The sequence below is a fragment of the Neoakkermansia glycaniphila genome, assembly GCF_001683795.1.
GTDB classification, from domain to species: domain Bacteria; phylum Verrucomicrobiota; class Verrucomicrobiia; order Verrucomicrobiales; family Akkermansiaceae; genus Akkermansia; species Akkermansia glycaniphila.
Map to the genome: position 1 here is coordinate 158,740 of NZ_LIGX01000041.1, position 26,719 is coordinate 185,458.

18 protein-coding genes are annotated in these 26,719 nt (G+C 58.2%); 9 read left to right on the forward strand and 9 right to left on the reverse strand.

Annotated elements, in window-relative coordinates:
- Positions 1 to 8: 8 nt before the first annotated feature.
- The 3 genes from dnaE to AC781_RS12650 form a co-directional block, all read right to left on the reverse strand.
- On the reverse strand, positions 9 to 3,521 hold the full coding sequence (gene dnaE / locus AC781_RS12640) for a DNA polymerase III subunit alpha (protein WP_083077097.1): 3,513 nt from the start codon (positions 3,519 to 3,521) through the stop codon (positions 9 to 11).
- On the reverse strand, positions 3,518 to 4,576 hold the full coding sequence (locus AC781_RS12645) for a quinone-dependent dihydroorotate dehydrogenase (RefSeq protein WP_067777822.1): 1,059 nt from the start codon (positions 4,574 to 4,576) through the stop codon (positions 3,518 to 3,520). The genes dnaE and AC781_RS12645 overlap by 4 nt, the downstream gene beginning before the upstream one ends.
- A gap of 79 nt (positions 4,577 to 4,655) precedes the next feature.
- Positions 4,656 to 5,150 (reverse strand): hypothetical protein, encoded by a 495-nt coding sequence (locus AC781_RS12650; RefSeq protein ID WP_067777823.1) that lies wholly within the window; start codon positions 5,148 to 5,150, stop codon positions 4,656 to 4,658.
- A 686-nt stretch (positions 5,151 to 5,836) separates the two neighbouring features.
- On the opposite strand from AC781_RS12650, the gene thiC reads away from it, so the two are divergent.
- From thiC to AC781_RS12670, 3 genes are read left to right on the forward strand one after another with little or no spacing between them, the layout of a single operon-like run.
- Complete coding sequence (gene thiC, locus AC781_RS12660; RefSeq protein ID WP_067777825.1) at positions 5,837 to 7,678, forward strand: phosphomethylpyrimidine synthase ThiC; 1,842 nt, start codon at positions 5,837 to 5,839, stop codon at positions 7,676 to 7,678.
- A gap of 38 nt (positions 7,679 to 7,716) precedes the next feature.
- A complete protein-coding gene (locus tag AC781_RS12665; RefSeq protein WP_141675916.1) occupies positions 7,717 to 8,205 on the forward strand; it encodes a hypothetical protein in 489 nt (162 codons plus the stop codon).
- An 8-nt stretch (positions 8,206 to 8,213) separates the two neighbouring features.
- Positions 8,214 to 9,296 (forward strand): hypothetical protein, encoded by a 1,083-nt coding sequence (locus AC781_RS12670; protein WP_067777827.1) that lies wholly within the window; start codon positions 8,214 to 8,216, stop codon positions 9,294 to 9,296.
- 76 nt (positions 9,297 to 9,372) lie between these two features.
- On the opposite strand, the gene AC781_RS12675 is transcribed toward AC781_RS12670, so the two are convergent.
- Both AC781_RS12675 and trxB read right to left on the reverse strand, forming a co-directional pair.
- Positions 9,373 to 10,758, reverse strand: coding sequence for an L-serine ammonia-lyase (locus tag AC781_RS12675; RefSeq protein ID WP_067777828.1), 1,386 nt, complete (start codon positions 10,756 to 10,758; stop codon positions 9,373 to 9,375).
- 34 nt (positions 10,759 to 10,792) lie between these two features.
- Positions 10,793 to 11,722: a thioredoxin-disulfide reductase gene (gene trxB, locus AC781_RS12680; RefSeq protein ID WP_067777829.1), complete on the reverse strand. Its 930-nt coding sequence runs from the start codon at positions 11,720 to 11,722 to the stop codon at positions 10,793 to 10,795.
- 143 nt (positions 11,723 to 11,865) lie between these two features.
- Between trxB and AC781_RS12685 the strand changes: the two genes are divergently transcribed.
- The gene (locus tag AC781_RS12685; protein ID WP_218107278.1) at positions 11,866 to 12,615 is read left to right on the forward strand and encodes an NlpC/P60 family protein; all 750 of its coding nucleotides are present in this window, start codon (positions 11,866 to 11,868) and stop codon (positions 12,613 to 12,615) included.
- Positions 12,616 to 12,707: 92 nt separating this feature from the next.
- On the opposite strand, the gene AC781_RS12690 is transcribed toward AC781_RS12685, so the two are convergent.
- Positions 12,708 to 13,517, reverse strand: coding sequence for a LamG-like jellyroll fold domain-containing protein (locus tag AC781_RS12690; protein WP_172801800.1), 810 nt, complete (start codon positions 13,515 to 13,517; stop codon positions 12,708 to 12,710).
- Positions 13,518 to 13,856: 339 nt separating this feature from the next.
- Here AC781_RS12690 and AC781_RS12695 point away from each other — a divergent pair, with 339 nt between their 5' ends.
- Positions 13,857 to 16,538, forward strand: a complete 2,682-nt coding sequence (locus tag AC781_RS12695; protein WP_067777832.1) for a hypothetical protein — start codon at positions 13,857 to 13,859, stop codon at positions 16,536 to 16,538.
- 818 nt (positions 16,539 to 17,356) lie between these two features.
- Positions 17,357 to 17,902, forward strand: a complete 546-nt coding sequence (locus AC781_RS12700) for a hypothetical protein (protein WP_071133424.1) — start codon at positions 17,357 to 17,359, stop codon at positions 17,900 to 17,902.
- An 82-nt stretch (positions 17,903 to 17,984) separates the two neighbouring features.
- Here AC781_RS12700 and AC781_RS12705 read toward each other — a convergent pair whose 3' ends face one another.
- From AC781_RS12705 to AC781_RS12715, 3 genes are all read right to left on the reverse strand, one after another.
- Positions 17,985 to 19,556 (reverse strand): 3-phosphoglycerate dehydrogenase family protein, encoded by a 1,572-nt coding sequence (locus tag AC781_RS12705; protein WP_067777834.1) that lies wholly within the window; start codon positions 19,554 to 19,556, stop codon positions 17,985 to 17,987.
- A gap of 15 nt (positions 19,557 to 19,571) precedes the next feature.
- The gene (locus AC781_RS12710) at positions 19,572 to 20,819 is read right to left on the reverse strand and encodes a DUF1015 domain-containing protein (RefSeq protein WP_067777835.1); all 1,248 of its coding nucleotides are present in this window, start codon (positions 20,817 to 20,819) and stop codon (positions 19,572 to 19,574) included.
- A gap of 106 nt (positions 20,820 to 20,925) precedes the next feature.
- Positions 20,926 to 21,999 (reverse strand): pyridoxal-phosphate-dependent aminotransferase family protein, encoded by a 1,074-nt coding sequence (locus AC781_RS12715; RefSeq protein WP_067777836.1) that lies wholly within the window; start codon positions 21,997 to 21,999, stop codon positions 20,926 to 20,928.
- A 152-nt stretch (positions 22,000 to 22,151) separates the two neighbouring features.
- Between AC781_RS12715 and AC781_RS12720 the strand changes: the two genes are divergently transcribed.
- The 3 genes from AC781_RS12720 (at position 22,152) to AC781_RS12730 (ending at position 26,708) form a co-directional block, all read left to right on the forward strand.
- Positions 22,152 to 23,090 carry a squalene/phytoene synthase family protein gene (locus tag AC781_RS12720; RefSeq protein ID WP_067777837.1) on the forward strand — a complete coding sequence of 313 codons (939 nt, stop codon included), beginning with the start codon at positions 22,152 to 22,154 and terminating at the stop codon, positions 23,088 to 23,090.
- Positions 23,091 to 23,232: 142 nt separating this feature from the next.
- Positions 23,233 to 25,449 carry a discoidin domain-containing protein gene (locus tag AC781_RS12725; RefSeq protein WP_067777838.1) on the forward strand — a complete coding sequence of 739 codons (2,217 nt, stop codon included), beginning with the start codon at positions 23,233 to 23,235 and terminating at the stop codon, positions 25,447 to 25,449.
- A 17-nt stretch (positions 25,450 to 25,466) separates the two neighbouring features.
- The gene (locus tag AC781_RS12730) at positions 25,467 to 26,708 is read left to right on the forward strand and encodes a hypothetical protein (RefSeq protein WP_067777839.1); all 1,242 of its coding nucleotides are present in this window, start codon (positions 25,467 to 25,469) and stop codon (positions 26,706 to 26,708) included.
- Positions 26,709 to 26,719: the final 11 nt, after the last annotated feature.

Below are 26,719 nucleotides of genomic sequence, written 5' to 3' on the forward strand. Positions count from 1 at the left end.
GACGAGGGTTAGGCGTACATGGAGAGGGCTTCGGCGAGAGCCGGTGACGGGGTGACGCGGTAGCGGTCTCCGAGTTCGATGCTGGCGCGGTTGCCGAGGCTGTTGCGGAAGGTGAGGATGACGGGGGTTTTGCCCGCGTGTTTCAGGATGATGTCTTTGACGTTTTGCAGGTCCGCTTCGTCGTGCCGCGTGGTGGAGAGGACGATTTCATACGGAGCATTGGCCGCCTTTTTCCTTTTGGAGGCGGTGCTGAGGGATTCCATGCTGTTGATGGATATTTTTTTGGTGCCTGTGCGGTCGTCTTCCGAGATGCGCGCGCGGTATCTGATAAAGTTGCCGACGGCGAGGAGTCCTTCCTGTTCCTGAGCTTTGGCGAAGGCATCGCCCCAGAGGAGGGCTTCGGCGCTTCCGGTGAAGTCTTCGAGGGTGAGGATGGCGAATTTCTGGCCGCTTTTGGAGAGTTTGACGGTGACGAGGCGGATCATGCCGGCCATGTCCTGCGGGCCTTTGAGTTCGACGATGGGGGTGTCGTCGAGGGTGCCGATCTGGATGAATTTCGGGTTGTCGATGATGCCTCGCATGCTGTCGAGCGGGTGGCCGCTGAAGTAGGCTCCGGTGAGGTCTTTTTCGAGGTTGAGCTTTTCTTCCTTGTCCCATTCGGGCACGGCCTTGACGGGTTCGGGCAGGGAGGTGGCTTCCATCATGTCGAAGAGGGAGGCCTGGCCGACTTCGCGGTCCTTGTGGATGCTGGATGCGCCGTTGATGGCGGTTTCGATGTTGTTGAAGACGACGGCCCGGGGCTGGTGGGTCCAGTCGAAGGCTCCGGCGCGGACGAGGCTTTCGAGCTGGTTGCGGCGTACGTCGCGCGAGTCGATGCGGTAGCAGAAGTCGTCCAGCGATTGGAAGGGGCCGTTTTTTTTGCGTTCTTCGGTGATGACCCGGACGGTGACGTCGCTCATGCTTTTGATGGAGGCCAGGCCGAAGCGGACGGCCCAGCGGCCGTTCGGCAGCTGTTCGGGTTTGAATTTGACGTCGGAGTGGTTGACGCAGGGCTGGAGGACTTCGATGCCCATGCGGTTGGCTTCCTGAATGAAGATGCCGATTTTGTCGTTGTTGGCTTCGTTGGACATGAGGCCGCAGAGGAATTCGACGGGGTGGTTGGCCTTGAGGTAGGCGGTCCAGTAGGAGATGTGGCCGTAGCAGGCGGAGTGGGATTTGTTGAAGCCGTATCCGGCGAATTTTTCGATTTTGTCGAAGATGGCTCCGGCCAGTTTTTCGTCGATCTGGTTGGTTTCGGCGCAGCCTTTGATGAAGTTGGCGCGTTCGTGCGCCATTTTTTCCGGGTCTTTTTTACCCATGGCGCGGCGGAGAAGGTCGGCTCCGCCGAGGGTGTAGCCTGCGAGGAGTTTGGCGGCACTTTGAACCTGTTCCTGGTAGATCATGACACCGTAGGTTTCGCCGCTGACCTGTTCGAGGAGGGGGTGTTCGTAGTGGACTTCCTGAAGGCCTTTTTTGACCTGGATCATTTCGTCGATGAACTGCATGGCGCCCGGGCGGTAGAGGGCGAGGAGGTCGATGATGTCTTCGATTTTCTGGATGCCGTAGCGTCGGCAGGTGTCGACCATGCCTCCGGATTCGAGCTGGAAGACGCCCATGGTGTCGCCCCGGTTGAGGAGGGAGAGGGTGGGCTTGTCGTCGAGGGGGACGCGGGTGATGTCGAATTCCGGGTCGTTCCAGCGGATGTATTCTTCGGCATCCCTCATGACGGTGAGGGTTTTGAGGCCGAGGAAGTCCATTTTCAAGAGGCCGACTTCGGTGATGGCGGACATGTCGCATTGGGCGACGACGGCGCCGTGCGGGTTCGAGAGGTCGTCGCGCGTGAGTGCGGCGTGTTCGTCGAGCGGGCGGTCGCCGATGACGATGCCTGCGGCATGGACGCCGACGTTGCGGACGAGGCCTTCGAGGCGCGTGGCGTAGTCCCAGAGCTGGGTGTATGTTTCGCTGCCGGCGATGAGGTTGCGGAGGTCTTCGTTTTGCTCGTAGCTTTTTTTGAGGGTGACTCCGGGGCCGGTTTCGATGAGTTTGGCGATTTTGTCGCCGTCGCCGTAGGAGAGGTCCATGACGCGGGCGACGTCGCGCAGGACGGATTTCGCACCGAGGGTTCCGTAGGTGATGATGTGGGAGACGGCGCGTTCGCCGTATTTCTGACGGACGTATTCGATGACTTCGGGGCGTCGGGTCTGGCAGAAGTCGATGTCGATGTCGGGAGGGCTGACACGTTCCGGGTTGAGGAATCGTTCGAAGATGAGGCCGAAGCGGAGGGGGCAGATGTCGGTGATTTTCATCACGTAGGCGACGAGGGAGCCTGCAGCGGAGCCGCGGCCGGGGCCGACGGGGATGCCGTGGTCTTTGGCCCAGTTGATGAAGTCGGCGGTGATGAGGAAGTAGGAGGGGAATTTGAGCTGGTTGATGATGCCGAGTTCGTAGTCGAGGCGGGCGCGGAGTTCCTGGTCGTTGTCGGCGCGGTCTTGCCCGTAGCGTTCGGCGAGGCCTTCGTAGCAGATTTTACGGAGGTATTCTTCGCGGGTGGAGCCGTCCGGGGTGTCGAATTCGGGGTATTTTTCCGTGCTGGTGGAGTCGAGTTTGAGGGTGACGTTGCAGCGTTCGGCGATTTTGACGGTGTTGTCGCATGCTTCGGGATGGTCCTTGAAGATGGCTCTCATTTCCTCGGGGGATTTGAGGTATACTTCCGAGGAGTACCGCATGCGGTTGGGGTTGGCGATTTTTTCGTTGGTGCCGATGCAGATGAGGGCATCGTGCATGTCGTGGTCGGCCCGGGTGAGGAAGTGGACGTCGTTGCTGGCGACGAGGGGTGTGTCCGTCTCTTTGGCGAGGCGGATGAGTTCGGGAAGGACTTTTTTCTGTTCGTCGAGGCCGTGGTCCTGTATTTCGACAAAGAAGTTGCCGTCTCCGAAGACGGTTTTGAGCTCAAGGAGGGTGTCGCGGGCTTTTTCGGGCTGGTCGACGAGGAGCCATTCGTTGATGGGGCCTGCGAGGCAGCCGGAGAGGCAGATGATGCCTTCGTGGTATTCGCGCAGGGTGTCGATGTCTACGCGGGGTTTGTAGTAGAAGCCTTCGAGATGGGAGCGCGAGACGAGTTTGATGAGGTTGAACCACCCGGTTTCGTTTTCGGCGAGGAGGGTGAGGTGGGTGTATTTGCGGCGGCCCGGCAGGTGTTTCCTGATGTTGAGGGCAGTGGGCGCCATGTAGACTTCGCAGCCGAGGATGGCTTTGAAGAGGGGCTTGGGAGAGTCGGGGTGCTCTTTGTTGTAGCCTTTGATTTTTTTGTTGTGCTTGTTGACATTGACGACCATTTCGACAATGCCGTAGACGTTGCCGTGGTCGGTCATGGCGACGGAGTCCATGCCGAGTTCGGCGCACTTTTTGATGAGCTCGTCCGTGCGGATGGCGCCGTCGAGCAGGGAGAATTCCGTGTGGGTGTGGAGGTGGACGAAGCTCACGCTTCGCCTCCCTTCGCTGCGGGGGATTGTTCGCGCATGGCGCGGACGCAGTCGCCGATGAGGTTCGGGCCTTTGTAGATGAATCCGGTGTAGAGCTGGACGAGGCTGGCTCCGGCGCGGAGTTTTTTGACTGCATCGTCTCCGGTCATGATGCCGCCCACGCCGATGATGGGGATGCGGCCTCCGAGTTCTGCGGCGAATGCCTGGATGATTTCGGTGGAGCGTTTGGTGAGAGGTTTGCCGGAGAGGCCGCCAGCTTCCTGGTGGCGCGGGTGCCTCTCGACGCCGCCGCGGCCGAGGGTGGTGTTGGTGGCGATGAGTCCGTCGAGGCCGCCGTCGAGGAAGACGCGGCTGAGTTCCCTGATCTGGTCGATCTCCATGTCGGGCGCGACTTTCATGAGGAGGGGAACTTTTTTGCCGGTGTCGCTGACGAGGTTGGATTGTTCGGCTTTGAGGACGGCGAGGAGCCGCGCGGCGCTGTCCGCCTTCTGGAGTTCGCGGAGGCCGGGGGTGTTCGGTGAGGAGAAGTTGACGGCGATGTAGTCCGCCACGGGCCATGCGGCGCGGAGGCAGGAGAGGTAGTCGTGGTTGGCTTCGTCGTTCGGCGTGACTTTGTTTTTGCCGATGTTGACGCCGACGATGCCTTTGAAGGTGGATTGTTTTTCGATGTTGCAGACGCCTTCATCGATGCCGTGGTTGTTGAAGCCCATGCGATTGATGATGCCTTCCTGCGGGATGAGGCGGAAGAGGCGGGGCTTGGGGTTGCCAGGCTGCGGGCGGGGGGTGAGGGTGCCTACTTCGACGAAGCCGAAGCCGAGGCGGCCGAAGGCGTCGATGGTGTCGGCTTCCTTGTCCATGCCGGCGGCGAGGCCGACGCGGTTCGGGAATTTGAGGCCCCAGAGTTCGACCGGGTCGTTTTCAGGCGTTCCGGCGATGAGGCCGAGGATGCGCAGGCGTTCGGCCATGCGGAGCCCGGCGAGGGTGATCGTGTGGGCGGTTTCGGGATTCAGTTGGAAAAGGCACTTTTTCGCGATCTTGTATAGCAGAGGAGACACAGCGCGGATATTGTACCCGATCCTGAGCGGAGGTCAAGTCATGAATGCCTTGCGGCGCAGTGCGCTTCCGCTGTTCGGCTTATTTCGTTTTGTCGAGAAAGTAGGCTTCTCCGCTGTCGGGGTCTCCGTGGGTGAAGATGAGGCAGTTGGGGCGTTTGCCGTAGAATGAGGCCGAGACGGTTTCGTTCGTTCCGTTTTTGCGGAAGTTCAGGTTGACGCCGTATGAGGTGCTTCCGCTGCCGGGGATGGATGTGTAGATTGCCCATGTGCCTCGTATGTCTTCCAGTTTGCTCCATGTGTCGGGGGAGTAGCTTTTTTCCGTGGAGTAATTACGGTAGAGGAAGGTGCCGTCTTTGCTGAAGGTGAGCTGCATCGGGTGCGTTTGCAGCTGGTTTTTCAGGGATGGCGGGCACCATGAGGTTTTGAAGGAGTCTTTCGACGAGTTCCATGTGCCGACGATGTCTTCGGGCAGCGGCTTTTTTTCCAGCATGTTGCAGGATTCGTAGTGGGGGTCGCCCCAGCATCCGGAGAGGAGGAGGGCGAGAGTCGGAAGCAGGGTGCGGGCAAGGGGCATGGCTCAAGGGTAATCCGGCTCAGGCGGTGTGTCAAGGATGTCCTTCGAGGTGGGCGGTTGAGGTGCGTATGTTTCCAGTAGCGATTCGATCAATTCATTGAATTCGTATCCGAAAGATACTTTGTATCCCGAATTTTTCATGCGGAAGGGTCTGCTGGATTCTCCGCTTTTTTCCAAGTTGGAGATTCCGGTGTACCAGCATTCCTCGGAATTTGCTTTGCGTATGTAGATGGCATTCTGATGGATTTTTCCATCAAACATGCGTTGGTAGCTCATGTTGTCCAAATAGAGGTCTGCGATTCTTTTCCATTTGGTGTTCGGGGATGGGTCGGCGGATGGAGTAAAGCCGATGTCTCCAGGGGTCCATGAGAACAGGGAGCTGATTTTCTTGAAGCATTTGAATATTCTATCCAGAAGCACGGTGCCAGTTTAGCGATGGCATTGCATGCAGTCAATCATCAAGTGCTTTCGGCGCGCCGGGATTCGCAGAGGTGACGAGGCGGGGGAGTGCCGTGGCATGACGTTCATTCCGTATGGTTCCGGGCTGTGGGGTGGTGGAGATTTCTGCCCGTTTGCTCCCGCATTCCGTTCTGCCGGAAATGCGGAGGCGGTGTGCGAGCTGCTGACACGCTCCCGCTTGAATAAGCTTTCCCTTGTATGGTCGATCAAGTAGAGTACGCACAGACATGATGAATACCGATGATTTGAAATATCCCGGTTCGCGCCGTATTTATGTGAACGGTACGTTGCATCCTTCCGTGAAGGTGGCTATGCGCGAAGTGGTTCTGGAGGATTCCCTTTTCCCGGACGGTACGAAGGAGCGGAACGAGCCTGTGAGGGTTTACGATGTGTCCGGCCCCTGGGGCGATGAGTCGTTCAGCGGCGATGTGGAGAAGGGGCTGCCGAAGTTGCGCGAGCCGTGGATTGCCGAGCGCGGCGATGTGGAGGTGTACGACGGTTTGACGGGGAAGGCATTGCGAGGGAAGGGCGGTAAGCCGGTGACGCAGCGGCATTATGCGCGGCAGGGTATCATTACGCCGGAGATGGAGTATGTGGCGATTCGCGAGAATCTGGGGCGCGAGCAGGCTTTCAAGGCGGTGTACGACCGTTTCCCTTCGGAGAAGTCACGCCCGCAGGAGGCTCAAGAGGTGCTTGATTACCTCGGTACGGGGATGGGCAGGCCGTCCGATCTGGAGAAGGAGCCCGGTTTTTCGACTCGTTCGCTGACGCAGCGCGCGAGGCTGGATTACCAGCATGTGGGCGAGTCGTGGAAGGGCGGGCGGATGCCTGCGTTCTTTACGCCCGAGTTCGTGCGCGAGGAGATTGCTTCCGGGCGTGCGCTGATTCCGGCGAATATCAATCATCCCGAGTGCGAGCCGATGATTATCGGGCGCAATTTCCTGGTGAAGATCAATGCGAATATCGGCAATTCCGCGCTGGGTTCGAGTATTGAGGAGGAGGTGGAGAAGCTTCGCTGGGGGCTTCACTGGGGTGCGGATACGGTGATGGATCTTTCGACGGGGAAGAATATCCACCGCACGCGCGAGTGGATTCTCCGCAATTCTCCGGCACCGATCGGTACGGTGCCGATTTACCAGAGTCTGGAGAAGGTGGGTGGCATGGTGGAGCATCTTTCGTGGGAGATTTTCCGCGATACGCTGATCGAGCAGGCGGAGCAGGGGGTGGATTATGTGACGGTTCACGCCGCTCTTCTGCAGCGTTTCGTGCCGCATACGGCGCGCCGCATGACGGGTATCGTGTCGCGCGGCGGTTCGATTATGGCGAAGTGGAGCATGATCCATGGCAGGGAGAATTTCCTGTACGACCATTGGGACGAGATTTGCGAGCTGCTGGCGGCTTACGATGTGGGCATTTCCATCGGCGACGGCCTGAGGCCCGGTTCTGTGGCGGATGCGAACGATTTTTCGCAGCTTGCGGAGCTGGAGATTCAGGGGGATTTGACGAAGCGAGCCTGGGATCGCGGGGTGCAGATTATGAACGAAGGCCCCGGCCACGTGCCGCTTCATTTGATCCGCGAGAATATGAGCAAGCAGCTTGAGTGGTGTTTCGAGGCTCCTTTTTATACGCTGGGGCCGCTGGTGAGCGATATTGCTCCCGGCTACGACCATATTACAGGTGCGGTGGGCGGTGCGATCATCGCGCAGGAGGGCTGTGCGATGCTGTGCTATGTGACGCGTAAGGAGCATCTCGGCCTGCCGGACAGGGAGGATGTGCGCGAGGGCGTGGTGACTTACAAGCTGGCGGCGCATGCGGCGGATATCGCGAAGGGGCATCCCGGCGCGCAGGTGCGCGACAATGCCTTGTCGAAGGCTCGGTTCGAGTTCCGCTGGGAGGATCAGTTCAATCTGTCTCTCGATCCGCACCGCGCACGCGCATTTCATGATTTGACCCTGCCGCATGCAGGGGCGAAGAAGGCGCATTTCTGTTCGATGTGCGGCCCGAATTTCTGTGCGATGAAACTCACTCAGGAGGTGCGGGAAGCGGAGAGAAATGCAAATGATGCTTGACCTCTCCGGACGTTTTGTTCATGATAGCTCCCGTGAAAATGAATTCTCTCCTCAAGGCTTCTTTGGGGTGCCTTGGCACCGTGGCCTTTTTGGCTTCATGCGATCCCGCCGGCAGCGACGAGCGGGAAGTGCAGCAGCTCAAGAAGGACAATGCGAGGATCGTGGCGCAGATCGGCGAGATGCAGAAGGCTGTCGATCATGTGGATACGCTGCGGAAGCAGGCTTCCGTGCTGACGGATAAGCTCCGGGAGATGTCCGAGGAGATTGCCTCCGCTTCGCCCCGCGAAAGGAACGAAGTGTACGGCGAGCCTCTGGTGCGTACGGTGAAGAATTTTCCTGTGACGGATGATTTGGAAAAAAACGGCATTGCTCTGGAGAAGATCGGCCGGGCGTATGCCGACAGGCGCGAGGAATTGCATGCCGCCGAGGAAGCCAAGAAGGAGCGCCGGGACGATCTGCAGGCCCGCCGTGCGAAGTTTTTGGGCAATGAAGAGTTTCAGCAATTGAAGAAACCTGCCACCCTTTGATCTCCCCCATGAAAGAAGAACTCTCCCCAGAATCCGTCGGCGAACAGAAAAACGACGATCTCACCCGCTACGCGCCTCCGGCTCCGGAACCCGAGGCGGTGAATGAAGCTCCTGCCAAGGAGCTGGCGGCAGCTTTGCCGGTGGCAGCGCCCGCAGTCGAAGAGGCGCCGGCTGTAGCGGCTCCGAAAGAGCCCGCCAAGGAAAAGGATCCGGAGGAAAAGGCTGTTCCGGTCAGGAAGCGCGGCATGATGGCCTCGTTGTTCGATGCGGTGCTGGTGTTGCTGGTGATTGCGGTCGTCGGTGTGGCCGGTTATGTCGTGTACGAGATGCGGAAGGCTTATCCCGTCGAAACAACGGTGGACAAGCTGCGTGCCGAGAATTCGAAGCTTTCGGCCCATCGCGAGACGTTGAAGGAAGCTTTCCTCAAGTCGCAGGAGGATGCGAGATCCCTGCAGGAATATACGGATACGGTGGACAGGCTGCTGGTGCATCCCCGTTCCCTCCAGAATATCGTGCAGCGCATCAAGGATTTGGATGTGGCGATCAGTCTGGAGCGCAATGCCCTGCGTTCCCTGGACGCCGAATACAGGCAGCTTGCCCAGACCCGTATGAGCGGTTTGCTGATTGATTCCCTGACGACGGTGGACGGCAGGCGTTCCTACCAGGGTGTGATTATCAAGAAATTCGATGGCAAGGATTTGTCGATTGCCCATACGGAAGGTTTGGCCCGCATTCCTCTGGCCAATTTGCCGATGGAGCGGTTGCCTCTGATTGTACGCTATGCTCTTGGCGGGGAGGATCCTCTCAATATCGCCGAGCTGGATAAGGAAGCGGCAGGCAGTTCCTCTTCGACGAAAGATGACGGTTCTTCCAGTCTTAATGTGCGGAAGCACGGTGGCGAATCGACGGTGCCTTCCGTGCGCCGCGAGGTGATGGCCCAATTGACTCCGAGCGCCTATGACCCGCCTGCAGCCAAGCCGACGGTGGACGTGAATTCTCCGGCCACCATGCCTGCTGTTGCGCCCTCTGTTCCGAGGAACAGCGGTTCCGGCTGGGTGGCTCCGGATGATCCTCTTCCTTTGAATATGTGATTCAAAGCGGCTTTTGAAAGGCGGGCGCGGCGATGTTGAAGCCGTGCCCGTTTTGTTTGCGGGGGAAGGGGGCGCGTCAGCAGTTGACGACGTTGACAGCCAAGCCTCCCTGAGCCGTTTCCTTGTATTTGGATTGCATGTCGCGTCCTGTGGCCAGCATGGTTTTCATGACCTGGTCGAGGGTGACGAAGGATTTGCCGTTGCCGCAGAGGGCGAGGCGTGAAGCGTTGAGCGCCTTGACGGCGGCGACGGCGTTGCGTTCGATGCAGGGAATCTGGACGAGGCCGCAGACGGGGTCGCATGTAAGGCCGAGGTTGTGCTCCATGGCGATTTCCGCCGCGCAGGCGGCCTGTGCCGGGGTGCCTCCGAGCAGTTCGGTGAGAGCGGCTGCAGCCATGGAGCAGGCGACGCCTACTTCGCCCTGGCAGCCTACATCCGCGCCTGAGATGGAGGCGTTCAGTTTGTACAGGACGCCGATGCCACCTGCCGTGAGGAGGAATTTGTCCGTGGCGTCGGAGTAGGGTGAGGTGCAGAATTTGACGGCGTAGTTCAGTACGGCCGGGAGAATGCCGGCTGCCCCGTTGGTGGGGGCGGTGACGATGCGCCCTCCTGCGGCGTTTTCCTCACTGACGGCCATGGCGTAGAGGTTGACCCAGTCGAGGATGGAGAGGGGATCCCGCAGCAGGGATTCGCCGTTCATGAGCAGGCGACGGCGCATGATTTTGGCACGGCGTTCGATGCGGAGCGGGCCCGGCAGGGTGCCGGAGTTCTGGATGCCGCTGGCGATGCTTTGGCGCATGGCGGTCCAGATGGCGGCGAGGCGTTCCCGGACTTCCTGTTCGTTGTGCCATGCCAGTTCGTTGCAGAAGACGACATCCGAGATGGAGAGTTGTTCCCGGCGGCAGATTTCGAGCAGTTCTGCAGCCGATGTGTAGGGAAAGGGTACGTCGATGTCTGCGGTGTACCGTTCGGGGTGGATCAGTTCGTCCTGTGTGGCGATGAAGCCGCCTCCTGTCGAGTAGAAGACTTCTTCATACAGGATTTCGTTGTTTGCATCGACGGCTGAGAAGTGCATGCCGTTCGGGTGCAGTTTCAGGGGGATGTGGTTGGAGAGGTCTACATCTCTTGCGGGGATGAAGGATAGGGAGCAATCGTCTGTCAGCCGAAGGGTTTGCGATTGTTCCAGTTCAGCGATGTAGGCGGGTATTTTCCGCGTGTTCACCGTTTCGGGAGCTTCTCCGAGGAGGCCGAGCATGATGGCCGTATCCGTGCCGTGTCCGTGTCCGGTGGCGGCGAGGGAGCCGTAGCACTGGGCGCGGATGCCCGCGATGTGGGGCAGTTCGGGGGAGAGTAGCAATGCCTGCCGGAAACGGAGGGCTGCCCGCATCGGTCCGACGGTATGAGAAGACGACGAACCGATGCCGATGGTGAACATGTCGAAGATGCTCAGGGCCTGCGACATAAGGAGAGAGGCGGTAGGAAGCTGCGACCGGATGTCAGATGCTGTGCAGGTAGCGTTCCGCTTCAATGGCGGCGCCGCAACCCAGCCCGGCAGAGGAGATGGCCTGGCGGTAAAGGGGATCGGCTACGTCGCCGGCGGCGAAGAGGCCCGGTGTTTTGGTAGCAGTGGTGCCGCCTTGCCGGACGATGAAGCCCTGTGCATCGATGTCCACGAGGTCGCCGAGGAATTTGCTGTTCGGCGTGTGGCCGATGGCCATGAAGACGGCTTTGACCGGGAGTTCCCGTTCTTCTCCGGTGATGAGGTCCTGCAGGGTGATGCCGGATACTTCTCCCTTGTCGTCCGTGTGGTAGCGGGCGATGGTGCTGTTCCAGACGGGTTTGATTTTCGGCATGGCGAGTGTGCGTTCCGCCATGATTTTGGAGGCGCGCAGGGTGTCGCGGCGGTGGATGAGATAGACTTCCGAGGCGAAGTGGGTGAGGAAGGCAGCTTCTTCGCAGGCGCTGTCTCCTCCGCCGACGACGCAGACGGGTACGTTGCGGTAGAATGCGCCGTCGCATGTGGCGCAGGCGGTGAGGCCGTGGCCGATGAGTTCCTTCTCGCCGGGCAGGTTCAGGTAGCGGGCCGTGGCGCCTGTGGCGACGATGACGGCCTGGGCCTCATAGTTCTGCGAGGGGGTGGAGACGGTGAAGATGCCGGTAGAGGCATCGCGTGTGACGGAGGTGACGTCTTCGTAAGCGAAACGGGTGCCGAATTTTTCGGCCTGCTGCTGCATGTTGAACATGAGCTCGGGGCCCATGATGCCGTCGGGGAAGCCCGGAAAGTTTTCGACTTCGGTGGTGGTGGTCAGCTGGCCACCGATTTGGGAGCCGGTGAAGAGAAGAGGGGAAAGTTCCGCGCGGGATGCATAGATGGCCGCCGTGTAGCCTGCGGGGCCTGCGCCGATGATGATGAGTTTTTCTGCCATGATGTTGATGGAATGAATTTGGTATGATTCTACTCATGCGGGTGCCGTTCGGCGAGCAGAAAGCGCGTTGCTGCCACGGAATTTTGCATTTCGGCGGCGTGAGGCTCTTGCGTGGATTGTGCGGCTGCTGTATGATGCCGCCCATGAAGCGGAGTTTTTTGGCCGGATGGTTCTGTTGCATGGCAGCGGTTTGTGCGGTGTCGTGCAGCCGTATGCCGGATGTGCCCGCCCGGGCCGAGGCCATTCCCGGCCCGGCGCATTCAGTGCGGCAGGGTGAGGCGGTGAAGACGGCTCTCGCCTATACGCGGATGGTGTGGCATGGGGATTCCCGGCATGTCTTGCACGGCAAGGATCCGGACGGTTTGCGCGTGGATACGCCGGATGCCGGAGTGGCCTGGCGCAAAGGGGATGCCTTCTGGTGGAGGACGGACGCGGCCAATAAGGGGATGCCCTACAAGTGGGGCGGGTTCGATACGCCTCGCGGCTATTTGAGGCGGTTGCAGGAGGATGCTTTCGTGGTGGCGGGGGATTATTCTTCGGAGGAGAAGGTGCGGCTGAACGACGATGCCGTGAGCCGCTATGCGGCGGGTGTCGATTGCTCCGGCTTTGTTTCGCGCTGCTGGCGGCTGGAGAAGCCGTATTCGACGCGCGAGCTGGCTGCTCTTTGCCGCCCGCTGACTTCCGTGAAGGAGATGCAGCCCGGGGATATCATGCTGCGCGAGGGGGTGCATGTGGTGATGTTTCTCGGCTGGCACGATGCGGAGAAGAAGTATTTCCATGCTGCGGAGGCAGGCGGCATTCCCCAGTGGAAATGCTATGAGACGATCTATCTGGCCGAGGGGCTGAAGGAGTGCGGCTATGCTCCTTACCGTTACCGGAAGATGAAGCCCTGACCGCAAGGGCAGCGCGTTGCCTGGAAGCAGAAAGAGCCGGACGTGTGGTCCGGCTCTTGTCGTATCGGAAATGTTTTCCCTGATGCGGGGCGTCAGACCGTGCGGCGGCGGCGCAGCATGAAGGCTGCCAGTCCGGCGAGACCGAGGGTGACGGTGGAAGGTTCGGGGATGAGGCGGCCCGCTTCCGTGCGCATGGCGCTTGCGGCATCTGCCTGATCCGTGACGCTCCAGACTTTGACGTCGTCGAGACCGCCGTTGTAGCGCCCGCTGGTCGTGGAATCGGCACCTTCGCAGAGGGCGCTCTTGTTGCTCCACGTCATCGCTTTGTTGTAATTGGTGTTGCTGGCGACAGCGATACCGTTGACATAGAGTGTCAGCGTGTTGGCTCCTCCGGTAGGATTGGCGGTCAGACTGAAGCCGATTTGCGTCCACTTGCTGATGGAGATGACGTTGCCTGCGGAGGCGAGCGATGCCCCGCCGTCGTTTTGCAGGGAGAATTTGAGCTGACCGTCAGGACCGATGCCGAGCTTGGGTGCATTGCCGTTGACGGAACCGCCTCCGAATATCCATTGGGTCGTCCAGCTGGGATTTGTGGCATCGGCAGCCGGAAGGGTGTTGGGATTGATCCACATGCTGACGGCCATGTTCGTACTCGTATATCCGTTCGTATTGCCGTTGTAAACCGCGTGGTTATTGTTGACGCTCCAGTAGGAGGAAGATCCGGAAATGACGGGTTTTGCCAATGTGGACATGTAGATGCCCGCATCAATGCCGCCGAAGGTGTTGTCGCCAGAACGGCCCGGTGCCACATTTTTGAAAGGGTTATTGGGATCGGTGTCTCCCATGTCGTACCATGTGAGCAGATTGGCGGCGGACGCCTGCAATCCCAAGATGGCAGTCATGCTGAGAATCAATGATGAAAGTTTCATGCGAGTGAGAATATGCGGAATGTAAATGAGAGAATGCGCGCAGCTTTTATCAGATTACGAATCCGCTGTCAATGGTGTAGTATGTATTGTTTGATGATGAATCTGCAGCTATGGCAGTTCGTTTTTGGTGGTTTTTGTGAAAGACGCTTCAAGGAATCAACATGCAATGATTTTGTTTTTCATTATATAACGTTTTGTCTGTCATTCTTTTTTTTGATGTTGTTACACATTTGTGATTGATAAAAACATTTACATTAATTCTGTTAGGATGTATTGATGCAATAAACAACAAGCCGCCCGCCGCACACAACCATGAAACCCGCTCTCCGCCCTCTCACCACCATACTCCTGACCGCCCTCGCGGCAGCCCTTCCGCTGCAGGCGCAAAGCCCTCCGCCCGCGCATCCGGACACATGGCCGCCGCACTTCGTTTCCCTCACCCCCGACCTCCTCTATGAAGTCGAACCCTCCGACTACCTCGCCGACCCCGCTACGCGAGACGGCGCCCAGCTCTTCTACGCCCCCGTGCAGGGAGACGACCCCGTCGCCACCCTGCAGGGCGCAGCCGTCCTCCTCGTCCGCCCCTACAACATCGTCGAACGGCAGGAGGCGCCCTTGCGAGAGTGGGAATGCGTCTGGGGAACCCTCGACCACTTGTACCACAACGAAGTGCCGCAATTCTGGCGGCGGCCCTCCACCGCCTTCTACTCATGCACCTATCCGACACGGCGCATCAAAAAAGGGGACGGATCCTTCGTATGGCAGGCGCAGATCGATTTCGTCGACTGGACGCGAGGTATGCGGCCGTGGCAGCAGGTGCTTTCTCGGTATTATGCGGGCCTTTCGGACAAGCCCTTGTCCGCCCTCGGTTTGTTTGATCATCCCCACTATAATATCGCGTCTATTCTGAAGTGCCTGAAGGATAAGAACACGCTGAATGCCGTCGAGGGAAGCAATGCCCTGCTTGCCAAGATCTTTGCCGTGAGAGAAAGTTATCCGGGCAGAAAGGCGGATTTCTACCCGCTGGTGAACGCCCTGCAGTCCAACACGACGATTCTCGATTTTCGGAATCTGACGATTCCCGGACCGAATGGGAAGCTTGAGCTTTGGGAGCAGATGCTGAATCGCAGGGTGCCGGGAGGGTCGGTTCGTTCCGAGTGGGTGAGCGGTCAATGGCTGCAGCGGGCAAATGCCGGAGGGAGGTCGCCGTTCGTCCACTGGTGGATGGCGGATTGGCGGGAATTCGCAGCAGGCACGAAGCCGGGCGATCCCGGCGCCATCGTCTGGGAGGAAGAGTTCGTGAAGACGCTTAACGAGACGGCAGGTGCATACGACGGCCTGTTGTGCCTGAAGGATGCGGAGCGAGTGGAGAAGGACTTTATCAAGAAGGCGGTTCTGCCGGATTGCGTGCGGACGTATCCGGTGGACGGGAAGTATGCCCGGACGCCGCAGAGCGGAACAGTGCCGTTTTCCCAGTCCGCCCTGTATGCTGAGGTGTTGCAAAATGCGAAGGTCGATCCGGACAAGGATCCCGGGAAACCTCCCGTCATCCATCTTGTCCCCTTCGCAGCGAAGGTGCATCAGAAAGACACGCCAGAGAACGGAAACACAACAGCACTCGCCAAGGCCGTCATCCTCTCGGATGGCCTCGCCACCCGGCAGGGCGGAGACTTCGTCATCCTCGCCATCGCCTGCGACTGGAAAGATAAATCCTCCGCCTCCGATGGCATCACCGTCACCAAAACATACCAGTCCAACTCCACCCTTGAGCAGGACCTCCAGCAGCGCGTCGACCGCGCGGAATACAGCCGCATCGCCCGCAGCAACTACACCTTCCGCACCGACCCGCAAACGCAGGAAGCTTCCTACGCATGGCAGGGTCCCTCCTCGGGTGTACGTCTGGAAGAAAATGCCCTGCAATCCCCCGTCGCCTTCCGCGCGGGAGCCTCCGGCCTCAAGTACCGCCTCCTCGTCGCCGTCCGGGAAGACATCGACGGACAATGGACCCTCATGGCCGAACCGGAACCCATGACCCCCATCACCTCGGATGAAGGAACCTACTACGCCTACACCAGGGAAAACCTCGCGCAAACCGTCAGGCAGACCGGCTGCCGCTCGCTGGCGAAATCAATCACCTTCGCCTCCCCCGAAAAACCGGGCCGCTACTTCCTCTACGAAGTGGACGTACTGCAGGATTACTCCTTGACACCGTGCATCCGCTACGGGAACATGAAGCACCTCTGGGTCTTGCGCAAGGGAGCCCACCGCAAATACACCGACCATACGGACATGACGGAAATCTATACCATCTTCGGGGACTCCACATGGCCGAAAAGCGGAGTCATCGCCGAAAAGCCTTCGCCCTACAACAACACCGTGCTCGTCTGGGAAGATGCATTAAAGGCTTTGACCGTCCGTTTCACGGGAGATGTTGCCAGAGAACGAACTATTGATACGCAATATCAAAAAGGACGCTGCTATCAACCCACAGAAAATGGTAAAGCTGACCATTCAGATATATTAGCTCTATTGGCATACGGCCAACAATTATTTACATCTCAAAATGAACGAGCTTTAGGGGGAAGCTTCCATAATGCTATTTATATGCAATTTGTCATTAATGAAGAATGGACAGAACTCGCATCTTGTGATTTTCGATTATCCTCACTCTTATCCGATATCAATAATGCGTACTCTGCCGATGTCGTTTGTTCAGAATCTTCTGGGTGCTTGAGTGTGCTTCCAAGATTATGTGGATATCATCAAATTATTGAAATGATTGCCGCCAAATCTTTAGCCTCATCATCTGCAAATCATGGATACAATGTATGTCATTCTAAACAGTACGATGCATATCCGCCTAATAGGAAAGAAGGCGAACCAGACCCTCCTAGAACACGAATTAATAGTCTTTTCAAAAAAGGACAACTTTATGATTTCAACTTTACCATTTATGAAAAATCTCTTGATATTAAATTTATCAATCTCAATTAATTACAACATTCAAAGACATTATGAAATCAATCTTCCTTATTAGTGTATTTCTTTTTGGATTAAAGTATTCATATGCAGCATCGGAGAACAATGAGAATGGCGTAATTTACAAAAATATCTCATGGCCGCAAAATATGGCAAATATTCAACCAGTGCAAACAAGAGATACAACTCTTCCATATGATGCGATCATGATTGATAATTTATGTATCAATCGCTTCAAGGATCAAAATAAAAACACGCATGTTTTTGTCATCATGGATGAGAATGGAAAAGATCTATTTCACTTTCACATATGGCATCATCCATCACACGAATATTTAAGGGCATATGTCGTAGATAAATTAATTAAAAATTATATTGGAGATCTTGAATATGGTTGGTTTGAATCCCTTGATCTAACCATCTCGCAGAATGAAGTCATCGGGATTGGCGAACAAGTGGGGTTTCAATCCCCACAAACAGGCACCTACATCTTCGATCCAGAACGAAAAGCTTTAGCATTATATATTAAAGACGATTATGCCTTTGTAATCTATTCCGATTCATCTAACATGGTTCCAGAAGCCATGTTGAAAATAATCAATCAATGGATATCAACACAAAAAAAGCAAATACCTGCTAAAATAAATATACATGAAGTAGAACGACGACAAAAACTATATGAAGAATGCGTTATCCAAGCCAGAAAACAAAAATCCCGCAATACTCCGCTCCATACGCTTAAGACATGGGGAGAACTCAGCAAACAGGAACCGCGCCAATTCACACGCATCTTCTGGGACAACGCCAACTATGGTTCAGGTATCGAGCAACTGTTGAAACTGGAACCGTTGCCTTACATCAACACCATCCCTAACGTCAACACGGGCATCGGCTGCGAACCCTTCCTTGCCGAACTCATCCAAAAAGGTTTCCAGCTCACGGCACGCAAAGGTGGCAACTACCTGATGACCGCCACACTCAAGGACAAGAAAACATCCATCCGCTACTGCATCTACCACGCTTTCAACCCCGTCGACACGCGGCAAACCCTCTTCGCCTGGAACATGTACGCCGATGAACGAGGAACGCCCCGCATCGTCGAGAAACCCGGCGACTTCACCATGCAGGCTGCCATCGACAACATGAACGTCCGCCCCGGATGGGTCGGAGACTTCGACCTCTGCACCAAACCCCGCTTCAACTGGGAAGGAGCCCTCGTGGAAGGCAGCGAGAAATCAGCCGTCTACTTCATGCGGGGCAACACGGCAGCCTACTTCATCGCGGACAACCCGTCCTACGACGTCCGCCCCCTCGCCCGCATGCTCGACGAGCAGTTGAAGAAGGGGTTGCAAGAAGACGGCAAGGAGGCTAATCAATAAGAGAAAGGAAGTTTGCCACCCGTATGCGACAAGGCCTCCGGGGTGAGTTCCCGGAGGCCTTGCGTTTGGTTGTGAGGCGGCGTTACAGGGAGACGGCGAAGGCCGAGAGGGCGTCGATGCCCTTGGAGATTTCGGCGACCTGTTCGTCGGTGACGGGTTTGTTCGTTTTGATGAGGGCCATGGCTTCGCCGCAGGCATGGTCGATGGGGGCGACGATGTTGTCGATGTTGATGCCGGCGGATGCGAGTGTGGAGCCGATGAGGGCTATGACGCCCGGACGGTCTTTGTAGCGGAGGACGAGGGTGTTTCCGCGCATGTCGGAGTAGAGGCCGTGGAAGGTGTTGATGCGGGAGATCATGGGGATGCCTTCGGTGACGACGCCGCGTACGCTGGTGGTGACGGGTTCTCCATCCACTTCGGTGGTGAGGTCGAGGGTGATGGAGTCTTCGTAGGGTTTGTCGTCCATGGGTTCGCGGGCCTTGAAGACGATGCCGTGTTCGCGGAGGGATTCTTCGGCGGCTTCGGGCATGAGGCCTTTTTCCGCATGGGGGAGGACGCCTTCAAGGATTTTGGGCGTGAACCATTTGCGGTAGGTGCGGAGGTCTCCGTAGAAGGTGCAGTCGATGCGGCGGATGGGTTTGCCTTCTCCGGCGATGCGGGCGAAGGTGCCGAGCATCATGGTGAGGTGGAGGTGGGCAGGGTTGAGGCCGGTGGGCGATTCGCCGTTGACGACGCAGGAGGTGTTGCCTTCGTCGAAGTAGGCGATCATTTGTTCGGCTGCGCGGCGGGCGGCCTTGGCGTTGGCTTCGATGGTGTTGGCTCCGAGGTGGGGGAGGAGGAGGTCGGCGACGGCGGCGGAGGGTTTGTCTCCGGCGGCGTCTTTCGGATGGACGTCGGTGAGGTAGGCGATTTTCCGGCCTTCGGCCTTGAGGGCGGCGAGCGCTTCTTCATCGACGACTCCATAGCGGGAGCAGTTGATGAGGACGGAGCCGTTTTTCATGCGGCCGAGGAGGTCTGCGCCGACCATGCCTTTGGTGGAGGGACCGCCGGGGACATGGAGGGTGATGATGTCCGCCTGTTCGAAGATTTCTTCCAGTGAGGTAGGGGTGACGCCGATGTTGATGGCGCGCTGGCGGGCGAGGAAGTGGTCGTAGCCGAGGAGGGTGGGTTCGAAGCCCTGGAGGCGTTTGACGATGAGGCGGCCGATGTTGCCAAGGCCGACGATGCCGACGGTTTTTTTGGTGAGTTCGGAGCCCATGTAGCGTTTCTTTTCCCAGAGGCCCTGGCGGGTGGTGTTGTCGGCGTCGACGATGTGGCGGTAGTAGGCCAGGATCATGGCGATGACTTCTTCCGCGACGGCGTTGGAGTTCGCGCCCGGGGTGTTCATGACGTCGATGTTCTTTTTGCGGGCGTGGACGATGTCGATGTTGTCGTAGCCGGCTCCTGCGCGGATGACGACTTTGAGGTTAAGGAGCGCGTCCATGATTTCGGGCGTGACCTTTTCGCTGCGGACGATGAGGGCGGTGGTGTCCGGGTGTTGCTTGATTTGTTCTTCAAGCGGGGTGTCGGCCTCCTGAATGATTTCGTAGCCCGCGGCTTTGAGGGTGTTGGCCGCGATGGATTCGAGTTTGGTGGGGATGAGAACTTTTTTCATGTGTGTGGAAAGGTTTTATTGTTCGATGGTGTGGACGAAGAGGCCGCTGCGGAGTTTGGGTTCGAACCACGTGGATTTGGGGGGCATGATTTCCCCGGCATCGGCGACGCGGAAGAGGTCGTCCATGGTGACGGGGTAGAGGGAGAAGGCGAGCTGCATGCCGTTGCGGCAGCGTTTTTCGAGTTCTCCGAGGCCGCGGATGCCGCCGACGAAGTCGATGCGTTCGCTGGTGCGCGGGTCGTCGATGCCGAGGATGGGGGCAAGGACGAGGCTTTGCAGGATGGCGCAGTCGAGGCTTTCGATGGGGTGGTTTTCATCGTAGCTGCCGGGTTTGGCGGTGATGGAGTACCACTGGCCTTCGAGGAGCATGCCGTATTCGTGTTTGCGCTGCGGGGCGTAGCCGCCGGGGGCTTCGACGGGGGTGATGTCGAAGTGTTCCTTGAGTTTGCCGAGGTATTGTTCCGGGGTGAGGCCGTTGAGGTCTTTGACGACGCGGTTGTAGTCCATGATGAAGAGGTCTTCATCGCAGAAGACGACGGCCATGAGGTAGTTGTATTCTTCCTGTCCGGTGTAGTCCGGGTGGGCGGCGCGTCGTTTGGCGGAGACGGCGGCGCTGGAGGCGGTGCGGTGGTGTCCGTCCGCGATGTAGAGCGCCTCGACTTCGCCGAAGTGTTGCTGGATCTGCGCGACGGTGGCGGGGTCTCCTACGGGCCAGAGGATGTGGGTGACTCCGTCGTCCGTGGTGAAGTCGTACGCCGGTTTGTGGAATTTGATCCATTCGCGGATGATGGCGGAGATGCCTTCATGTTTGCGGTAGGCGAGGAAGACGGGTTCGGTCTGCGCGGAGCAGGTGTCGAAGTGGTTGATGCGGTCGAGCTCTTTTTCCTTGCGGGTGAGTTCGTGTTTTTTGATGGTGCCGTCGAGGTATTCGTCGACGGAGGCGCAGCCGACGATGCCGGTCTGGACGCGGCCCCACATGATCTGGCGGTAGATGTAGTAGGATGGGGCGGTGTCGCGGACGAGGAAGCCTTTTTGCTGGAAGTCGTTGAGGTTTTCCCTGGCTTTGTCGTAGGTGGACTGGTCGTGGATGGCTGCTTCGGAGGTGTCGATGTCCGAGCGGCAGATGTGGAGGAAGGAGCTGATGTTGCCCGCGGCCATGGCCTTGGCTTCGTCGTGGTTCATCACGTCGTAGGGAAGGCTGGATACTTGTTCGGCGTAAGCCGCCGGGGGACGCAGCGCCGGGAAGGGGCGGAGTGTAGCCATTGGTTGCTGAAGGTGGGAAATGGTGTGTCCGCGGAAGGGTCGGGCCTTTCGCGGGAGGGTGGAATGGCAAAGCCGGGTTGCGGCCCGGCTTTGCTGTTGGTGATTGTTATTTGAGTTTGAGGATGTCCTCGATGTTCGAGGTGACTTCCTTCATGTCCTCCATGGTGAGTTCTCCCATGTGGGCGATGCGGAAGGTTTTGTCTTTGAGGTCTCCGTATCCGTTGCCGATTTGCATGCCGCGTTCGATCAGTTCCTTGTTGAGGTCCGCGACGGAGATGTTGCGGGTGTTGCTGATGACGGTGAGCGTTTTCGAGAGGTGGTTCGGGTTGGCGAAGACGGCGAAGTATTCGGCAGCCCATGCACGGATGAATGCGGCCATTTCTTCGTGGCGCGCGAAGCGGTTTTCAAGGCCTTCCTGCAGGATGCGCTGGAGCTGGAGGTCCATGGCATACATGATGGAGAGGCAGGGGGTGGAGCTGTACTGGTAGTCCTTTTTCTGGATGAAGTCGTACAGGGTGCGAAGGTCGAGGTACATGCCGCGGTTCGGTACCTGGGCTGTGCGTTCGTAGGCTTTCGGCGAGATGGTGCAGATGGCCATGCCGGGAGGCAGGGCGAGGGCTTTCTGTGTGGAGGTGATGAGGACGTCGATGCCGAGTTTGTCCGTTTCGATTTTGGAGCCGGCGGCCGAGGAGACGGCGTCGACGCACCAGACGACGTCCGGATATTTTTTGATGACTTCCGCGATTTCCTCGACGGGGTTCTGGATGCCGGAGGAGGTTTCGTTGTGGGTGACGGTGACGACGTCGTATTTGCCGGTGGAGAGTGCCTGTTCCACCATTTCAGGGGTGGTGGGCTGGCCGTGTTCGCTGGCGAACATGTCGGAAGGGATACCATTGGCCTGTGCCATCTGGAACCATTTTTTGCCGAAGGCGCCCACGGAGAAGACGGCAGCGCGCTTGGCTGTACAGGAACGAACGGCGCCTTCCATGAGTCCGGAGCCGGAGGATGTGGAGAGGAGGATTTCGTTTTCCGTGTAGAGCACTTGGCGGAGGTTGTCGGAAATGCGGCGTTGCAGTTCCGAGGCCTTCTTCGAGCGGTGTCCCATCATCGGGCCGCTGAGGGCGGCGAGGATTTCCGGGAGTACTTCGGTCGGTCCAGGGATAAATAATTTTGTAGCCATGGTATGTGTGACTGAGTGAGTCGGCCTGTATATATCACACGCGTAGACGATGGGCGAGCGCAAATTGCCGTGGTGCCGCAGAAAGGCCGGGCAGGGAGAGGATGGGAAAGAATGTTCTTGCCATGCGGCGGGGAAAAGGCTAGTGTTCCGGAATGGATGGTTTTTCACGCAAGGCTTTGATGAAGGATGTTCTTCGTTCCGTTTCGCGTTCTTTTTATTTGAGCATCAAATCGTTGCCGTCTCCGATGAGGGATGCGGTGGCGGTGGCTTATCTGTTGGCCCGTGCGACGGATAGTGTGGCCGATACGGCGCAGGCCGGAGTGGAGGAGAGGCTCGGTTATCTGGAGCGGATGAGGGTGGCTGTTGCCACGGGGGATGCCGAGGAGTGCGCGATGCTTGATGAAGAGCTGCGCAACGGTTTGGCTGCGAGCCAGAAGGATGCAGGTGAGAGGGTTTTGCTGTCGCGGTTCGGCGATTGCCTGGATTTGCTCGCTGCTTTGCCGGGAGAGCAGGCGGCCCTGGTGCGCCGTGTGCTGGCGACGATTCTGGAGGGGCAGACGTGGGATCTCGTGTATTTCCGCACGCATGAGCGGGTGGAGGATGCAGAGTCACTGCGGCGGTATGCGTATCAGGTGGCGGGATGCGTGGGCGAGTTCTGGACGGATTTGGGTTTTCTGGTGCTGGGAGAACGTTTTTCGGCGGCGCCGAGAGAGCTGATGCTGAAGCTGGCTCGGGAGTACGGCGAGGGGCTTCAGTTGCTGAATATCATTCGCGACCGGAAGGAGGATGCCGAGCGGGGGCGGCGGTATCTGGCAGGTTCGTCTGCGCCGTGGGTGCAGCTTTCGAGGGCCGGGCTGGAGGCGGGCGAGGCGTATGCGCGTGAGCTGCACGGTTTTCGCCTGCGGTTTGCCACGGTGCTGCCTGCTTTGATCGGTCAGAGGACGCATGATGCATTGAAGCATTCTGCTGGCGAAGGGAAGGTGAAGATTTCTCGATGGCAGGTGAGGGGGTGCATGCTGCGTGCCGTTTGTTTTGCGCTGGGGCATGAGGGGGTGGTTTCGGAGCCGCCCGTCTGGGTGCAGGGGCGGTGAAACGCGGTTGCGGCCGGGTGGCGGGAGAGTTTTTGGCCGGGTATGCGGGCTTTATGCTTGTCATGCCGCCGGAGGTGGGGTACTGTAGGGCATATTTACTTTCAAGGTTATGTCCAGATTTTCACAATTGGTTCTTGCCGGCATGCTTCCATTGGGCATGGCGGCTTTGGCGCTGCCGCTTTGCGGTGCTCCGACAGCTTCTCAGGCGTCCGCTGCGTCCAGCGGGCGGGTCGCTCTTCCTCCGGCAGCCGATGCTTTGCTGAAGGCTGGGGATTATGCCGGGTTGCAGCGTATGCTGGTGCAGGAGCTCGGCAAGGATGCTGCAGCTCTTTCTCCCGATCAGGCGCAGGCTCTTCATTTGGCGACGGTGCTGGAGGTGATTCGCGTGACGAGTCCCGAGGTGATGGCTGAGATGCACAAGAATCCGAAGCATGCGAAGTTTTTGCAGGCTTTCCTTCAGGATCAGCCGTGGATGGAGCTTTATCTGGGTGCGGGGCTGGTGCCGTTCAAGACGGATGTAGGTCTGGCGATTCTTTCGGATATTTGGAATAAGGATGGCAGTTCGTCCGATTTCGGCAAGTACAAGTCTCTGGCTTGCGGGCTGGCTTCGGTGTGGGGCGGCGGCGAGACTGCGCCCTCCCCTCGTTTGCAGTCGATGCCTCGCACGCAGCATAATCCGCTGTGGCGCTATGAGTTTTTCAAGAAGCAGGCGAAGGCCGGGAAGCTGTATCCCGGTTTTTACAATTTGCGCCCTTGGGAGATCCGGTTTCTTGTGGCGATCCCGCAGCAGGACTGGAACGATCAGTCGCTTGCCTGGTGTGCCGAGAATTTCAATATGCCGTGGAATCGGTACAACGGCGCATGCTGGGCTGGACCCTATACGGATCCGAGTGCGTTCGGCGACGGGATTCAGGGGCCTTATTTCTATGTGCCGTGGGGAGATGAGAGCGAGGCCGAGCGTACGAAGAAGAACGGTGGCGTGTGCGGCGGGCTTTCCCATTTGGGGGCGTTTGCGGCGATGTCGCGCGGAGTGCCTGCCTATACGGTGGGGCAGCCGGGGCACTGCGCTTATGCGATCCGTCTTGGCCGCGGCAAGTGGATCGGCGGGTTCGGCGGTCCGGACGGCGGGATGCACAATTCGATTTTCGGGAATCAGGCGCCGACTTCCTATCTGCTGATGGAGAATGTGTTTGCGGATGATGCCAAGGCCGATGCCGGATACCGCCATGCGGTGGTTGCGCGTGCCCAAGAGGCAGCCGGGGACAGGAAGGCGGCGATCGCCTCGTGGCAGAAGGCTTTGGCTCAGGTGCCGCTGCATCCCCATTTCCGTGCGGAGTTGCATCGGCTGATGCAGCTTGATGGGGCGACTCCCGAGCAGATGTACGATTATGCCATTGAGGTGCTGCCGAAGTACCGGGGCAACGGTTTTGCCGCCTGCGATGCGTTTGCGGAGCTGGAGAAGGCGATGCTGCCGAAGCTTTCCGAGGAGAAGAGGCTGGCATGGTTCGATAAGGTGCATTCCTGTATCGCTTCGACTCCTTCGTCATGGGCCGTGAAGATGTCGGAAGGGAAGCCTTCCCTGCTGCAGAGGCAGATGGATTTGCTGCAATCCGATGATGCGAAGGCGAAGCTTCTGGCCTCGATTTTTGCCAATCATATGCGCGAGGGCGACGGTACGAATTTCGGCCAGGCTCTCGAATGGGGCGTGAAGGAGCTCGTCGGCAAGGATAAGGCGGATGTGTTCGCAACGGCATTCGCCGAGGCGGCTGCATCTTCTGCTCCCGCCACTGGCGGAGCCGATGCCGAGGAGAAGAATAAGAAGATGCGGGAAGCATACCGCAAGGCGATTGTGGCTGCCGAAGCGGCGCGTTCGATTCCTGCGTTCCAGGCTCTTTCGCAGGCTGCCGAGAAGTTCAATACGGTGAAGGAAGGTGCGGTGACGACGACGCTGCCCGGTACGCTTGAGCCTCCGACGGGTATGATCCGGTTTTCTTCCACCTGCGGTTATGATACGGCGGAAGCCCACAGGGATATTCTGACGCCCCAGGGCGGCAAGGTTCATTGGGACAAGGAGAAGAATCCGACTGCCATCGCCGAGCTGAAGGAAGGTACGGATAATCTTTCCGGCGTGATCGTGCGCAAGGCGAACGGCAACGAGTGGCGCATGAAGAAGGCGAAGCTTTTCACTTCGTCCGACGGCGCGACGTGGTTCCCGCTGGCTGAGACGAACGATATGCCCAAGGAATGGGTGGTCGAAGCCAAGCCGGGCACGAAGGCGAAGTGGGTGAGGCTCGAGTTCGCCAACGAGGGGAACGGCGAGTTCGCCCATATTTCCCATTTCCTGATTTACAAACGCTAAAAAGAGATCGAATCATCATGAATCCATTTGTATTTGCTGCCGCGTTTTCTCTGGTTTCCGCCAGTGTGCCGCTGGCCGGGTTGCTGCCGTACAATACGGCCGTCGAGAAGGCCAAGGCCGAGAATAAGCCGATTGTCGTGTTGTGGGCCGGTACCGGCTGGGATCGCGGGTCCGCCGAGGTGAAGGCGATGTGGGACAAGGTTGCCTCGAAGAGTTCCCAGCCCGTGATCTGGGCGTTGTACGACGAGCGCGACGGTTTGTCGGACGAAGCCCGGAAGAAGGAGGTGAAGCCGCCGTTCGAGTCATGGAATGTTCCGATGGCTCTGGTGGTGACTCCGGATAACCAGAAGCTGATTTGCGTGATCGACCGCGAGCGCGTGAAGGAGGCTTCCAAGGTGGCTGCTGTGCTGCCGAAGATGCTCGCCGCTTACGATAAGCTGGTGAAGGCGGACGAGGAAGCCAAGGGGAAGAGCGGCAAGGAAGCGGCGGCGGTGTACGGCAAGGCGCTCGACGGTCTGCCTTATCAGGCTGCGCGTACGCATAAGGATGTGATCGAGAAGATCAGGAAGGCTGATCCGAAGGATGAATCCGGTTATGTGTTCAAGTATGATTTCCACCACCAGAATGTTTACAAGGAGGTGAATAAGGTGATGGAAGACGGTGGCAAGAAGGGTAAGGATCGCAATTTTGCCGGGGCGGAGCAGTGGCTGCGCAACAGGCTGGCATCTCCGGTGCTCGACAAGGAGCAGAAGCAGATGCTGAATGTGGCTCTGGCCTATGTAGCCCGTATGGAGTACGATTTCGGGGCGGTGCCGTCTGCGAAGCCGAAGATGATCGAGGCGTTCAAGACGGCAATGGCCATTGATCCGAAGAGTGAATTGGGTAAAGGTTGCAAGAATTATATTGCCTATTTCACAGAACCGGTCGTGCTGAAGAATCTGGATGTCGCGAATGGCGATATGCGCCGCGAATGGACGCCGTGGGTGGCAGATGTGTCTTCGGAGATTAAGAAGCCAGGTACTTATGTGGTCAAATGCGTGAAGAGCGGCGGCGGTTACGAGGTTCGCAATCCCCGCTTGACGTCGAAGGGTAAGACGGTCGCCATGCTCGATGCTTCGCAACGCGACAAGAATCAGAATGAGTTCGAGTTGACTGTGCCCGAGGGCAAGGTGCCGGCGGGGCTGCGGCTTGAGATGGAAGGCAGGGGCTCCGGCCACTGGATGGACGGGTTCGGCCGTTTGGAGATTAAAGCCAAATAAGCGGTGGTTTG

Coding starts and splice junctions, on each gene's coding strand:
- AC781_RS12730 (WP_067777839.1), top strand. CDS start 25,467: ATGAATCCATTTGTATTTGCTGCCGCGTTTTCTCTGGTTTCCGCCAGT.
- AC781_RS12715 (WP_067777836.1), bottom strand. CDS start 21,999: ATGGCTACAAAATTATTTATCCCTGGACCGACCGAAGTACTCCCGGAA.
- AC781_RS12650 (WP_067777823.1), bottom strand. CDS start 5,150: ATGCCCCTTGCCCGCACCCTGCTTCCGACTCTCGCCCTCCTCCTCTCC.
- AC781_RS12710 (WP_067777835.1), bottom strand. CDS start 20,819: ATGGCTACACTCCGCCCCTTCCCGGCGCTGCGTCCCCCGGCGGCTTAC.
- AC781_RS12685 (WP_218107278.1), top strand. CDS start 11,866: ATGAAGCGGAGTTTTTTGGCCGGATGGTTCTGTTGCATGGCAGCGGTT.
- AC781_RS12690 (WP_172801800.1), bottom strand. CDS start 13,517: ATGACTGCCATCTTGGGATTGCAGGCGTCCGCCGCCAATCTGCTCACA.
- trxB (WP_067777829.1), bottom strand. CDS start 11,722: ATGGCAGAAAAACTCATCATCATCGGCGCAGGCCCCGCAGGCTACACG.
- AC781_RS12670 (WP_067777827.1), top strand. CDS start 8,214: ATGAAAGAAGAACTCTCCCCAGAATCCGTCGGCGAACAGAAAAACGAC.
- AC781_RS12705 (WP_067777834.1), bottom strand. CDS start 19,556: ATGAAAAAAGTTCTCATCCCCACCAAACTCGAATCCATCGCGGCCAAC.
- AC781_RS12665 (WP_141675916.1), top strand. CDS start 7,717: ATGAATTCTCTCCTCAAGGCTTCTTTGGGGTGCCTTGGCACCGTGGCC.
- AC781_RS12675 (WP_067777828.1), bottom strand. CDS start 10,758: ATGTCGCAGGCCCTGAGCATCTTCGACATGTTCACCATCGGCATCGGT.
- AC781_RS12695 (WP_067777832.1), top strand. CDS start 13,857: ATGAAACCCGCTCTCCGCCCTCTCACCACCATACTCCTGACCGCCCTC.
- AC781_RS12720 (WP_067777837.1), top strand. CDS start 22,152: ATGGATGGTTTTTCACGCAAGGCTTTGATGAAGGATGTTCTTCGTTCC.
- AC781_RS12725 (WP_067777838.1), top strand. CDS start 23,233: ATGCTTCCATTGGGCATGGCGGCTTTGGCGCTGCCGCTTTGCGGTGCT.
- thiC (WP_067777825.1), top strand. CDS start 5,837: ATGATGAATACCGATGATTTGAAATATCCCGGTTCGCGCCGTATTTAT.